Origin of the sequence: Chitinophaga varians, from assembly GCF_014529945.1 — a bacterium.
Classification (GTDB): domain Bacteria; phylum Bacteroidota; class Bacteroidia; order Chitinophagales; family Chitinophagaceae; genus Chitinophaga; species Chitinophaga varians.
In genome coordinates this window covers 673,746-686,839 of sequence record NZ_JACVFB010000002.1, presented here as the reverse complement: position 1 = coordinate 686,839, position 13,094 = coordinate 673,746, and the positions used below count along the sequence as shown (strand labels likewise).

The window sequence follows — 13,094 nt, the reverse complement described above, 5'->3', positions numbered from 1 at the left end:
TCCGGACTTATTGACAGGTTTTCATTGTCTGGCTACCATCACCGGTTTTTTGTAGAAAAAAGTAAGGTAGATAGTCGCCAGTAAGGTGATACCGGCAAACAGGTAAAACGTCACCGGGAAGTTGGATGACTGGTTGTTGTAGACAAAGGCGGAGAAATAGGCGCCTAGTCCAATACCGGCTTCCATGGCGATATACATGCTGGCCAATGCGCGGCCACGGTGCTCAGGATGCCCCAGGTCGATGGTCCAGGCTGTAATAGCTGGTGCATTCAGGCCTACGGAGATGCCATATACCACGGCGGAAGCCATCAGCAAGGCAGAAGAGCCGGCAAGGCCCATCATCAGCATGGAGGCCGCCATCAGCACGGCGGAAACTTTCAGCACAGGTACCCGCCCGTAACGGTCAGACACCTTGCCGGCCAGCAAACGGATACCGATAGAGCTGGCGGTAAAGTAAGTAAAGAACATACCCTTGTTGGCCACCCCCAGGAAAGCACCGAAATCAGGAATGATCGTAAGCATTGCACCGTAACTGAAGTAGGTCAGGAAACAAATGATGACGGGTGACCATACCAGCGGCTCAAATATTTCATCTCCTTTGATTTTAAGCAGGGCAAACCGGAAAGGTTGTTTGTTGGCCAGCGTCTCTTTCATACCAATCAGGATTACGACAGACAACAGCGCAAATACGGCCGACACCTGAAACATCACGTTGATATTCCATCTTACCGCCATATAGCCGCCAATAGCCGGTCCGAGCGCCATCCCAATAGTGCTGGCCAGTCCAACCATGCCCATGGCCTCACCCCGCCGGTTGTACGGAATAATATCGGAAACATAGGCGGAAGTACCGGTAGGCTTGAATCCTGTGGAGAAGCCATGGAAAAAGCGAAGTAGCAGAAACGCCCCAACGGAGCTAACCAGTGGGTACAACAGGCTACATACCACACATACCAGCGACCCGAAAATCATCACGGGCACACGTCCAATGGTGTCTGTCAGTTTGCCACTAAATGGCCTGGACAATCCGGCCATCAGTGTAAATAATCCGATGATATATCCCTTGTAGTCAGCCCCGCCCATATTACTCAGATAGGCCGGTAGCTCAGGGATCATCATATTGAAGCTGGCAGAAAATAAAGCATTACTCAGGCATAAGAGAATGAAATGCAGACTGTAGATTTTTCCGGAAGACTGGTCCATGTCGCAAAATTAGCAACTATGGTACAATTTTGGGAAATATGTTGGCCAGGTAATGAAAACCTAAACAAAAGCGGCTATGGCCCTGTTTATTATACCGATTGTTAATTTATGATAAACATTAGGATAGCCCTCCCGAAGAATTCGTAAATTTATTTAAAACCAAAAAATTCAATCATATGAAAATCGAAATTGGCATCTCTGCGGAACACGCGAAGAAAATAGCATTAGAGTTGAACAAAGTACTGGCTGATGAATTACTGGTGTACGCGAAAACGCGTAACAGCCATTGGAACATTGAAGGTCCCAATTTCATGGAAATGCACAAGTTCTACGAAGGACAATACGAAGAGCTGGAAGAAATTGCCGATGAAGTAGCAGAGTATATCCGTAAAATAGGACACTATGCAGAAGGCCGTTACGCCGACGTACTGAAACTGACCAACCTGCTGGAATCTGAATATTCCAACGACCAGAAAAAACAGCTGCAGGAGCTGCTGAATGATCATGAAACCATTATCCGCAACCTGCGCAGACTGATCGATGAATTCGATGAAAAATACAAAGACAAAGGCGCGGCTGATTTTGCAACGCAACTGCTGCAGAAACACCTGTCACTGGCATGGATGATCCGTTCTTACCTCAAATAATAAACGATTGAGTTATTGGATTATTTAGAAATTTAATCATTTAGGAACTCTTAAAATGATTAAATTTCTAAATAACCGAATAACCAATGTAATGTGTTCCACATGGATAATTCAAACGATCTCCGTCTCGCTGTATTGATAGATGCCGACAATATACCCTACCACAATATTAAAGGGATGCTGGAAGAAGTAGCCAAATACGGCAACCCTACTTTCAAAAGAATTTATGGAGACTGGACCAAACCTACCGTCGTAGGATGGAAAGGCGTATTACTGGAAAATGCCATCACCCCGATACAGCAATACAGCTATACTTCCGGAAAAAATGCTACCGACTCGGCCATGATCATCGATGCGATGGACATCCTGTATACCGGCAGAGTAGACGGTTTTTGCCTCGTGTCCAGCGATAGCGACTTCACCAGATTGGCCACCAGGCTACGGGAGGCCGGCATGCGGGTAATTGGCATGGGAGAGAAGAAGACACCCAGTGCCTTCCGCGCAGCCTGTGATAAATTTATCTACCTCGAGATATTACAAATCAGGGAAAAGAAAACAGAGACCGGCAACAAACCCAAATCAGCCAAAGAAAAACCTAAAGGCATTAGTAAAGCAGATAAAGAACTGATAGACCTCCTCTCTACCAGTATCAATGACATCGCTGATGAAGACGGATGGGCCTATCTCGGGGAACTGGGTAACCTGTTGCTGAAGAAGCAGCCCGACTTTGACGCCCGTAACTATGGGTTCAACAAACTGGTACAACTGATCAAAAACTTCCCCAACTTTGAAATCGACATCCGGGAAAGTGGTAAGAAGACCGGTAAACTCGTATATGTGAGAACAGTATAACGTTATGGCATATAGGAAAATAAAGATCATCAAAGGAGATATTACCAAATCGGATACCGACGCCATCGTGAATGCTGCCAATTCCTCCCTGATGGGTGGTGGTGGCGTAGATGGCGCTATCCACAGAGCCGGAGGACCGGCCATCCTGGAAGACTGCCGCGCGATAGTGGCGCGACAGGGAGGCTGTAAAACAGGAGAGGCCGTGATTACCACCGGCGGCCGCTTACCGGCCAAACATGTAATACATACCGTAGGGCCGGTATGGAACGGCGGCCACCATAACGAAGCCGCATTACTGGCCAACTGTTACCTGCACTCGCTGCAGCTGGCATCCCGCCACCAACTTACTTCTGTGGCTTTCCCCAATATCAGCACTGGTATTTATCATTTCCCCAAAGATCTGGCCGCCAGCATAGCGATGGAAACCATCGTTAACTTCCTGGAGCAGGACGATGTGGTACAGGAAGTGGTGCTGGTCTGCTTTGATGAGGAAAATTATGGGCTGGCACAACATTACTTCAATCAGTATATAAGACCCGAAGAATAAATAGGGATGGTTTGGGGGTACAGATAAAGCCAGTTTGTCTATATTTGAAACCACAACGATTAATGAATCGAAAACCAAACCACCATTAAGAAATGAAACCAACCAAAGTAAGCAGACTGCTGCCGCTGGTAGCCTGTCTGGCATGGAATGCCCGTGCAGTTGCCGGTCCGGCGCCCGTTCCCACACTCGCTGTTATTCAGGGACAAGCTCCTGAAAAAGTCAAAAAAATAACCTTGTTCGCCGTAGAAGAAGGCCGTAAAGCCGAAATCGCCAATGCCATGGTGGACGAACAACATGCTTTTGCATTCGCCATTCCATCGCCCAAAGAAGGGTTCTATTACCTTTCTGTTGGTGACCGTAGCGCAGACACCCGTATTTACATCAAGCCGGGCGATCAACTGAAGCTGAAGATGGAAAGAGGGGCCTATAGCGTACAGGCGGGATCGGTAGAAAACAAACAGCTCTGGCAATGGCAAGAGCAGCTGGGCACTATCTCCCGGCATATCATCCTGGCAGACACGGCCACCTACATGACTTTCTTTCCCAAGCTGGAAGTATTAGTTCCTAAAGTAACCGGATTGAAAAAGGCCGTGAATACTCCCAACAAAAAGTTCAATGAACTGCTGAAATACACCATGGATGTGGATGTAGAACATGCCGCTATGGCGTTTCTGCTGATGCCTCATCCCAAACATCCCGAAAAGAGCCAGTATCCGGCTTTCTACAAACAGATCATACAGGACAAAAAATACTGCGACAGTAAATTGTTGGCCAATGGTGATGCGGGTAGTATCGTCCGTTTATACGAGACCTTTACTTACATCATGAGTACCGAAAAGAGGCAGGGGCCTGCTTCCCTGGAGGAAAACGCCCGTCTGTTCTGCAATGACACCATCAAAGGACTGTTTATCACCGAGAGCCTGCCCGGGTTCCGGACGTTCGATAAACTCACCGATGCGGTAACACCGGTTAAACAGTACCTCATCACAGAAAACCAGCAACAGCGTTACCTGGCGGCCGAGAAAGCATTGCGTAAATTTGCCGCAGGAGAGCAGGGCTTCAATTTTGCCGGAGAGGATACCAACGGTAAAAAGGTGACCTTCAATGAGTTAAAAGGAAAAGTAGTGGTGGTGGACGTGTGGGCTACCTGGTGTGGCCCTTGTAAAGCGGAGCTGCCTCACCTGCAAAAACTGGAAGAAGAGCTGCGTGGCCGCAACGTCACATTCGTGGGGTATTCCGTGGACGAAACCAAGGATAAAGAAAAGTGGTCGGCTTTTGTAAAGGAAAAAGATATGAAGGGAGTACAACTCTTTGGCGCCGGCTGGAGTGAGATCACCAAATTTTATGATATCAAGGGGATTCCCCGTTTTATGGTGTTTGATCAGCAAGGCAAAATCGTGACCATCGATGCGCCGCGCCCTTCCACACCGGAGCTGAAAGCGTTGATAGAAAAGACACTTGGCAAAGGCTGATAGCCGTTAAAACAGTGAAAAAAGAAAAAGGCTTCCGGAAGGAAGCCTTTTCTACTATAATGCGATGTGAAAAAAATTAGAGTTTTGCGTATTTCGCCCAGGCATAAATGAACATCAGGGCAAAAAGAACGATGGCACAAGGAGCCAGAAAATGACCAATGCTATCACCCACCTTGTAAAAGTTGGTGGTCTGTACTACTGTTAAGAGATTCGTCAACATTGTATAATGATTTATTTATTTCCAGGGTGCAAATTAGAACATTCATGGCAAATTCCCAATCCTGTCTGTTGTTACCAGGAGGTTAATTGTTGGATACACTGATCCAGCCGGGCTTTGGCGAGGAAATTTTTTTCCAGCGGAATGGCAAAAGGCACCGGAGTGTCCAGGCTGGCGCAGCGTATAACGGGCGCATCCAGCAGGTGAAAACAGTGTTCGGCTATCCAGGCGCTTATTTCCCCTCCCAGTCCGCCCGTGAGGGTATCTTCATGCAGTACCAGCACTTTACCGGTGAGGGCTACGGTATCCCGGATGGCGTCATAGTCCAACGGCAGCAGGGTGCGGAGGTCCAGGATGGCGATGGAGAGCTCCGGATGGGCGGCAGCATATTCCATGGCCCAGTGTACACCGCTGCCATAGGTGATAATGCTGATATCTTCGCCGGCCTGAATGAGCCGTGCTTTTCCTATTTCCACGGTGTAGTAGCCGTCGGGCACCAGTCCGCTGATACTGCGGTAAAGCGCTTTATGCTCAAAGTACATCACCGGGTTAGGGTCGGCGATAGCGGCGGTAAGCAGGCCTTTGGCATCTTCAGGGGAAGAAGGGTAGACCACCTTCAGGCCGGGTACATGGGTAAACCAGGCCTCATTACTTTGCGAGTGAAACGGTCCTGCCCCTACGCCGCCGCCGGTAGGCATCCTGATCACCACGTCGGCTGTTTGTCCCCAGCGGTAGTGTATTTTAGCGAGGTTGTTCACGATCTGGTTAAAGCCGCAGCTGACAAAATCAGCAAACTGCATTTCCACCATACTCTTGAAACCTGCGATAGACAGGCCCAGGGCGGTGCCAACGATAGCGCTCTCACAAAGCGGCGTGTTACGGACCCTTTCTTTTCCAAAACGGCCCAGCAGGCCGTCGGTGATTTTGAAAGCACCACCATAGGCAGCAATGTCCTGCCCCATGAGTACCAGTTCCGGATATTGCTCCATCGACTGCCGCAGCGCTTCGGAAATGGCGTCGATGAATCGTTTTTCGGAAGCGGTGCCGGAAGGGAGTAACGCCGGAGGCGCTGGTGCATAGATGTCTTCCAGTTCGGTGTGGGTGCTCACCGCGAAAGGAAGGGGCTCCAGGCCTTTAGACACCTCTTCATCGATGCGGTGTTTCAGCTCCTGCCGAAGCGCTTCTATGCCGGCATTATCCAGCAGGTGGGCTTCCCGCAGGAACGTTTCATATTGGGCGACAGGGTCTTTTTTGCCCCATTCTTCAAATAGTTCGGGGGGCACATATTTCACCCCGCTGGCTTCTTCATGGCCTCTCATCCGGAAGGTCATGGCTTCTATCAGCACGGGTTTCTGCTCTTTGATGGCATAGGCCCGGGCGGTACGGATGGTCTGATATACCTCGAGGAGGTTGTTCCCGTCTACCTGTACCCCTTCCATGCCATAACCGATGGCCTTATCAACGAGGCTTTTGCAGTGATACTGCTCACTGACAGGCGTGCTGAGGCCATAGCCGTTGTTTTCCACGAGGAAGATAACCGGCAGGCCCCATACGGCGGCCACGTTCAGGGCTTCATGGAATTCGCCTTCGCTGGTACCGCCTTCGCCGGAAAAGGCGAGGGATACTTTATGCTCTTTTTTCAACTGATGTGCCAGCGCAATACCATCTGCGATGGAAAGCTGCGGGCCCAGGTGGGAGATCATCCCACAGATATGATAGGCTCTGCTGCCGAAATGGAACGAGCGCTCCCGGCCTTTGCTGTAGCCCTCATCACTGCCCTGCCATTGTAACAGCAGTTTGTGCAGGGGCATGTTTCGTGTGGTGAATACACCGAGGTTACGGTGCAGGGGCATGATCCATTCATCTGCTTCCAGTGCCAGGGTGGCGCCTACCGCAATAGCCTCCTGGCCAATGCCGGAAAACCATTTGCTGATTTTTCCCTGTCGCAGCAGGAGCAACATCTTTTCTTCTATTAGCCGTGGGTACAGCAGTGCCCTGTAAAAAGACAACAGCTCCGTGTCGGCGAGATTAGACCGGTCGAAATACATGTATAGGCTATTTACGGCGTGAACAGGGCTGGCGGTCAGTCGTTGCTGCCACCGGCGAGATTGATCAGGAGACTGTTGATAATCGTCATCACAATACTGAATAACATCGCCCACCAGAAACCGTCCACCTTAAAACCAGGGACGATCTTTGCGGCCAGCAGTATAATGATGGCGTTGATCACAAACAAAAACAAACCCAGCGTCACCAGGGTGACAGGGAAGGTAAGCAATACCAGCAGCGGTTTTACCAGGGCATTGAGTAATGCCAGCACCAGCGCCAGGATCAGAGCGGTAACAAAACTATCGATTTTAACTGCCGGCTTCAGCAGGTAGGTTGTTAACATAGCCGCCAGTGCACTGATTAATATACGGACCAGAAAACCCATATGATTGTGTTTAGTGTATCAGAAACTACATTAAGGTAACGAAAAAAACTATGCTCAGCGTATACCGATGTATAATTGCAGTAACAGCGGCGTCATCAAATCAAAAAGCCCTGTCAACCGCAATTGACAAGGCTTTTGATCATTTAACCATACAATATTTTAGTCCTGCAGATCGCAGTTACGATAAGCTTTTATCAGCGCAGCTTCGCCGTCTTTACCCTGGCCGGAGATGCCGTGTTCCATGCCCAGCACGCCTTTGTAACCTTTCTTGTTCAGATGCGCGAAAACATTTTTATAGTTGATTTCACCGGTACCAGGTTCTCTGCGGCCGGGGTTATCACCGATCTGGATATACGCAATTTCATCCCAGCACTGATCGATAGTGGGGATGAGGTTGCCGGTGTTGCGCTGCATATGGTAGATATCATAGAGGATTTTGCAGGAGGGACTGTTCACAGCCTTGCAAATCTCAAATGATTGTTCAGCGGTACGAAGGAATAAATCGGGGGTATCGCTGAGCGGTTCGAGCACCATGACAAGTTTGTGCGGCTCAAAGATGGCGGCGCCCAGACGCAGGGCTGTGATCACATTGGCAGTTTGAATGCCCATGGGCAGGCTGCGGTCGAAGAAGCCGGGCACGACAGTTGCCCATTTGGCGTTACAACGTTTAGCCACGTCTACACTCTCTTTACAGGTTTTCACAAAAGCGTCGATAAATTCCTGCTTGCCGGAAGCCAGTGAAGTTTTCCAGTTGTTACCGGTATCTACCACAAACACACCCATGGTCATGCCCAGTTTGGCCAGCAGGCTGCCAATTTTTTCCTGTTCAGCAACAGGACGGTGCATCATACCATTATCTTCTATAGACCGGAAACCCTGGTCATACATATATTTGATCTGGTCCAGGAAATCAGCGCCGGCACTGTTTTTAAACATGCCGTCGTGTGGGGCGAAGTTCATCTTAAAGGGTTTTTCCTTGGCAGCGGAGATGCCGGCAGTAGCAGCCTGGCTTTTGCTGGTGATACCGCCCAGGGCGAGCGCGGAAATACCGGCCAGAGCGCCCTGCTGCAGGAATTTTCTTCTTTCCATAACGTTAGGTTATTTTAAAATGACATAGAAAAAGGACATTGGCTAAATTTAATCGCTTTTATAAGGAAATGCTAATAAAGCTGAAAAAAATTCAATTCATCCTCCCGTTTTCGCATTCATAAAAAAATATTGCATTCCACTTTGTAATTTTTTAAATTCACCCACTTGTATTTTTTTAAATCGTTTGGATGACTAGATTTTATGTGACCTTTCTGCTGGGCGGGTTGCTCGGCAAGGTTATGACTACACAGGCACAACAGGCCTTCACACCGTATGAACAACAGATCCCCGGAACCACGGTTAGTTTTAAAATGGTGCCGATCAAAGGAGGCACTTTCACGTTAGGAAGCCCGGACAATGAAAAAGGAAGAAGTAAAGACGAAGGCCCTGCGAAAAAAGCTACAGTGGGTGATTTCTGGATGGGAGCCACAGAAGTGACTTTCGATGAGTATGATGTGTATGCCGATGCGGAAAAGGACAAGACGCCTATTCCGGATGGTATGACACGCCCCAGCCCACCTTATATTGATCTGACGCTGGGCATGGGTAAAGCCGGCGGTTTTCCTGCCAACAGCATGAGCCAGTATGGAGCGCTGATGTACTGTAAATGGCTGTATGCCAAAACAGGCGTCTTCTATCGCCTGCCCACCGCTGCCGAATGGGAATACGCCTGCCGTGCCGGTTCATCTACGCCTTATCCGTATGGCACCGATGCCGCTCAGCTGAAAAAGTACGCCTGGTACGAGGCTAACAGCGAAGACAAATACCATAAGGTAGCACAACTGCAACCCAATGCATGGGGCCTCTATGATATGCTGGGCAACGTGGCCGAATGGACGCTGGACCAGTATGATGAAAACGGCATCGCGACTGCCTCCGCCACAGATCCATGGACAGCCCCTACGGCTAAAATGTCCCGTGTGATCAAAGGCGGCAACTATAAAGATGCCGCCCCGGCATTACGCAGCGCTGCCCGGCTGAAATCTGACCCGGTATGGAACCGCCGGGACCCACAGATCCCGAAAAGCTCCTGGTGGAACGCCGACGCACCGTTCATCGGCTTCCGTATTGTAAGGCCGGCCAAACAACCAACACCAGAAGAAGCACAGAAATTTTTTGAAGAAGTGATCGATAAATACAAAGGCGCACGCTAATCATCATCTAAAAAATCAATAAATCACAACGCATTTTATGGAAAGCGAACAACAAAAATTCCACGACAAAAGCCGCCGCGATTTCGTTAAGCAAACTTCCATGCTTGCTGGCGGATTGCTGGCCATGCCCATCTTATCTAAAGCTAATTACTTCTCCGGTTCTTCTGATGTGATCAAAATTGCCCTCATCGGTTGCGGCGGTCGTGGTACCGGCGCTGCCACACAGGCGCTGAGCACTAAAGAAAATGTACAGCTGGTAGCGATGGCCGATGCCTTCCCCGACAGGCTGAATGACAGCTATAACAATATCAGGGAAGCTTTAGGCGATAAAGCCAGCCGCGTGAACGTTCCGGAAAAAAATAAATTCACCGGTTTTGATGCTTACAAACAGGCCATTGCACTGGCAGATGTGGTGATCCTTACCACACCTCCGGGTTTCCGGCCTATCCACTTTGAAGAAGCCATCAGACAGCATAAACACGTGTTCATGGAAAAGCCGGTAGCAACAGATCCTGCCGGTATCAAAAAAGTACTGGAGGCAGCAGCACTGGCTAAGTCCAAAAAACTGAACGTGGTGGTAGGCCTGCAGCGCCGTTACCAGAATTCCTATCGGGAGCTCTACAAACGTGCACAGGACGGAATGATCGGCGATGTCCTCTCCATGCAGGTATGGTGGAACCAGGGCGCGCTGTGGGTAAAACCCCGCAAACCGGAGTATACCGAAATGGAATACCAGATGCGTAACTGGTATTATTTCAACTGGCTCTGTGGTGATCATATCGTAGAACAACATATCCACAATATCGATGTAGGCAACTGGTTTAAAAATGCAACCCCGGTTACCGCCGGTGGTATGGGTGGCCGCGCCGTACGTACCGGTAAAGAATACGGTGAAATTTTCGACCACCACTTTGTGGAGTACCGCTATGCTGACGGGGTGGTGATGAACGCCCAGTGCCGTCACTGGAAAGACGCTCCCAGCAAGGTAGATGAAGAGATTGTGGGAACAAAAGGCCGTATCTACTGCGACAAAGCACAGATCGTGGACCACAAGGGAAAAGTGCTCTATCAGTTTGATAAGAAAAAGGAAAACAATCCTTACCAGACCGAGCACGATGAACTGTTTGCGGCCATCGCTAAAGGGGAATACAAATTTGCGGATGCCCAGCGTGGTGCAGAAGCGACCCTCTCTGCCATCATCGGCCGTCTGGCCACTTATTCCGGTCAGGTGATCAACTGGGACACAGCGCTGAACTCGGGGCTGGACCTGCAACCGAAGACTTATGCCTTCGATGCGCCACCACCGGTTATGCCGGATGCTTCCGGAAATTATGCGTATGCAAAACCAGGTATTACCAAATATTTTTCCTGATATTTTTCTGCACACGATTATCAAACAATGGGAAGATGCCAACGCCATCTTCCCATTTTATTTATAACTTACTGTAATGAGATTAATTTTACTGCTTTCCGCCATCGGCCTGTCTTTACAGGCTTCGGCCCAAACGGCCGCTATCACCAGGTGGGCCAACCAGTCCCTGTTACACCAGAAGCCGCTGGAACAGGCGCATGTGGGTATCTCTATTTATGAGCCGGCCACCCAAAAATATTGGTATCAATATCAGGACGATAAGTTTTTTACGCCCGCCTCCAATACCAAAATATTCTCCCTGTACGCCGGCCTGAAGCTGCTGGGAGATTCGCTGCCGGCAGCCCGTTACTATGAAAACGATACCGCCATTTTTGTAAAAGGAATGGCCGATCCTTCTTTCCTGCATCCCGACTATACTTTTCAGCCGTTGTTGCAGCTGTTGCAACAAACCGGTAAACAGATATACCTCGTGCCCGCTGTCAATCTCAACAAACGTTACGGCCCCGGATGGTCCTGGGCAGACTTTGCCGATGATTACCAGCCGGAACTAACCGAGTGGCCCATGTACGGCAATGTGGTCCGGATCTATCACCATGGCGATACCAGTAAAATGGTGCCGGCACTTTATGATCTGGAAACAACAGAAGACCGCACGATCAGCAATACCAGCACCGACCGGGATGAAAGAAATAATCTTTTCTTCCTGAAGTATAATCCGGCATACAAGGAGGTTTCGTCCACAGAAGTGCCCTTTATCACAGGGGCAGCGCAGCAGCTTCGGGAAAGACTACAGGACACGCTTCATAAGCGTATAGGCCTTTCCGTTGCACCGCAACAGGCGTCGTTCCGATTACTGAAAAGTATCCCGGCCGATTCCCTGTTTACCCCCATGATGCACCGCAGCGATAATTTCTTTGCCGAACAAACGCTGATGATGGCATCTGCCAGTCTCTGGGATACGATCAGCACCAAAAAGATGATCGCCTGGCTGCAGGATGGTGATCTGAAAGACCTGCCGCATCCGCCGCAATGGGTAGATGGTTCCGGCCTTTCCCGTTATAACCTGATCACGCCCCGTGATTTTGTCAGCATCCTTGATAAGATGTATGCGCAATATCCGCAGCAAAGGTTATGGGATATTTTCCCCACCGGTGGAAAAGGCACCTTACGAAATTATTATCAGCAACAATTTGTACATGCTAAAACCGGAACATTAAATGGGGTAGTGGCACTCAGCGGATATCTGGTAACGAAGAAGAACAAAACACTGATATTCAGCGTAATGGTGAATAATCATCAGGATACGCCCACGAACGTACGAAGAGCGGTAGAGCGGCTGTTGACAATGATCTGGAAAGACTATTAACCTGTTCAGGGCCTGAGCGTATAAGATACCAGCTTGATGGTATCATCTTCCTGGTCTGCCTCTATAAGCCCGATCCCTTTGGCGTAATAACTGGTGGAGATAGTACCGATGGCCACCGGGTTGTTGAGCACAATGGCAGAGGCGTCCAGCTTCACGGCAATGACATCGAGGTAGTTTTTGCCGTTAACGGTTTTAGTAGCGCCTTTCTGAGTGATGGTATGTTGCAGGATGGCTTTGGTAGTAAGCTGCCCATTGCTGACAGTAACGGTGTCGGACCAACTGCTGCCCATGGGGGCGGTTTCTTTCAGATAGGTCAGTTGCAGGCTGTCTGCCTTATAACCCTGGAAAGTAAGTATACTGGCTATTTGTGTGTAATTACCATCTTTGCAGCTGGAGCAGAAGAATACGCTGTCATCGCCCACTATTTTGTAGGTAGTGCCGTTGACGGTGGTATCTCCTGAAACGGTCAGCGTATACGAAATGGTGTCTTGTGTTTTGTTAACATCAATATAGGAGAAAGAAGAGTTGGTCGTATAGGGGGCATAGTCGCAGGTGGGAAATCCTGTTCCATCATGGCTCATTTCTTTACTACAGGCGATCAGCAATGTGCAGCCTGCCAGAAACAAAAAGAGTGCGTGGAGGTGCTTCATAAACATTAGATCTGGTTACTCTATAACGTTCACTACTATGAATTTATGCAAAAAAGGCCAATAGTTTTTGGAACTATTGGCCTTTTTCATG

13 protein-coding genes are annotated in these 13,094 nt (G+C 49.2%); 7 read left to right on the top strand and 6 right to left on the bottom strand.

Annotated elements, in window-relative coordinates; all coding sequences use genetic code 11:
• Nucleotides 1-21: 21 nt before the first annotated feature.
• Nucleotides 22-1,203 (bottom strand): MFS transporter, encoded by a 1,182-nt coding sequence (locus tag ICL55_RS10610; protein ID WP_188096832.1) that lies wholly within the window; start codon nucleotides 1,201-1,203, stop codon nucleotides 22-24.
• A 176-nt stretch (nucleotides 1,204-1,379) separates the two neighbouring features.
• Between ICL55_RS10610 and ICL55_RS10605 the strand changes: the two genes are divergently transcribed.
• From ICL55_RS10605 to ICL55_RS10590, 4 genes are all read left to right on the top strand, one after another.
• Complete coding sequence (locus ICL55_RS10605) at nucleotides 1,380-1,850, top strand: Dps family protein (protein WP_188096829.1); 471 nt, start codon at nucleotides 1,380-1,382, stop codon at nucleotides 1,848-1,850.
• Nucleotides 1,851-1,952: 102 nt separating this feature from the next.
• Nucleotides 1,953-2,702, top strand: a complete 750-nt coding sequence (locus tag ICL55_RS10600) for an NYN domain-containing protein (RefSeq protein WP_188096827.1) — start codon at nucleotides 1,953-1,955, stop codon at nucleotides 2,700-2,702.
• 4 nt (nucleotides 2,703-2,706) lie between these two features.
• Entirely contained in the window at nucleotides 2,707-3,249 is a 543-nt protein-coding gene (locus tag ICL55_RS10595) for an O-acetyl-ADP-ribose deacetylase (protein WP_188096825.1), read from the top strand.
• A gap of 92 nt (nucleotides 3,250-3,341) precedes the next feature.
• The gene (locus tag ICL55_RS10590; RefSeq protein WP_188096823.1) at nucleotides 3,342-4,721 is read left to right on the top strand and encodes a TlpA family protein disulfide reductase; all 1,380 of its coding nucleotides are present in this window, start codon (nucleotides 3,342-3,344) and stop codon (nucleotides 4,719-4,721) included.
• A gap of 76 nt (nucleotides 4,722-4,797) precedes the next feature.
• Here the strand turns inward: ICL55_RS10590 and ICL55_RS10585 are convergent, their stop codons facing one another.
• From ICL55_RS10585 to ICL55_RS10570, 4 genes are all read right to left on the bottom strand, one after another.
• Entirely contained in the window at nucleotides 4,798-4,941 is a 144-nt protein-coding gene (locus ICL55_RS10585) for a hypothetical protein (protein ID WP_188096820.1), read from the bottom strand.
• A 71-nt stretch (nucleotides 4,942-5,012) separates the two neighbouring features.
• Nucleotides 5,013-6,986 carry an alpha-ketoacid dehydrogenase subunit alpha/beta gene (locus ICL55_RS10580; protein WP_188096819.1) on the bottom strand — a complete coding sequence of 658 codons (1,974 nt, stop codon included), beginning with the start codon at nucleotides 6,984-6,986 and terminating at the stop codon, nucleotides 5,013-5,015.
• A gap of 35 nt (nucleotides 6,987-7,021) precedes the next feature.
• Complete coding sequence (locus ICL55_RS10575) at nucleotides 7,022-7,372, bottom strand: phage holin family protein (RefSeq protein WP_188096817.1); 351 nt, start codon at nucleotides 7,370-7,372, stop codon at nucleotides 7,022-7,024.
• Nucleotides 7,373-7,531: 159 nt separating this feature from the next.
• Nucleotides 7,532-8,461, bottom strand: coding sequence for a hydroxypyruvate isomerase family protein (locus tag ICL55_RS10570; RefSeq protein ID WP_188096815.1), 930 nt, complete (start codon nucleotides 8,459-8,461; stop codon nucleotides 7,532-7,534).
• 188 nt (nucleotides 8,462-8,649) lie between these two features.
• Between ICL55_RS10570 and ICL55_RS10565 the strand changes: the two genes are divergently transcribed.
• The 3 genes from ICL55_RS10565 to ICL55_RS10555 all read left to right on the top strand — a co-directional run bounded on the left by ICL55_RS10565 (nucleotide 8,650) and on the right by ICL55_RS10555 (nucleotide 12,353).
• Complete coding sequence (locus tag ICL55_RS10565; protein ID WP_188096813.1) at nucleotides 8,650-9,615, top strand: formylglycine-generating enzyme family protein; 966 nt, start codon at nucleotides 8,650-8,652, stop codon at nucleotides 9,613-9,615.
• A gap of 37 nt (nucleotides 9,616-9,652) precedes the next feature.
• Nucleotides 9,653-10,987 (top strand): Gfo/Idh/MocA family protein, encoded by a 1,335-nt coding sequence (locus ICL55_RS10560; RefSeq protein ID WP_188096805.1) that lies wholly within the window; start codon nucleotides 9,653-9,655, stop codon nucleotides 10,985-10,987.
• 76 nt (nucleotides 10,988-11,063) lie between these two features.
• The gene (locus ICL55_RS10555) at nucleotides 11,064-12,353 is read left to right on the top strand and encodes a D-alanyl-D-alanine carboxypeptidase/D-alanyl-D-alanine-endopeptidase (protein WP_188096804.1); all 1,290 of its coding nucleotides are present in this window, start codon (nucleotides 11,064-11,066) and stop codon (nucleotides 12,351-12,353) included.
• Nucleotides 12,354-12,358: 5 nt separating this feature from the next.
• Here the strand turns inward: ICL55_RS10555 and ICL55_RS10550 are convergent, their stop codons facing one another.
• Nucleotides 12,359-13,003, bottom strand: a complete 645-nt coding sequence (locus tag ICL55_RS10550; protein ID WP_188096802.1) for a hypothetical protein — start codon at nucleotides 13,001-13,003, stop codon at nucleotides 12,359-12,361.
• Between the last annotated feature and the right edge of the window lie 91 nt (nucleotides 13,004-13,094).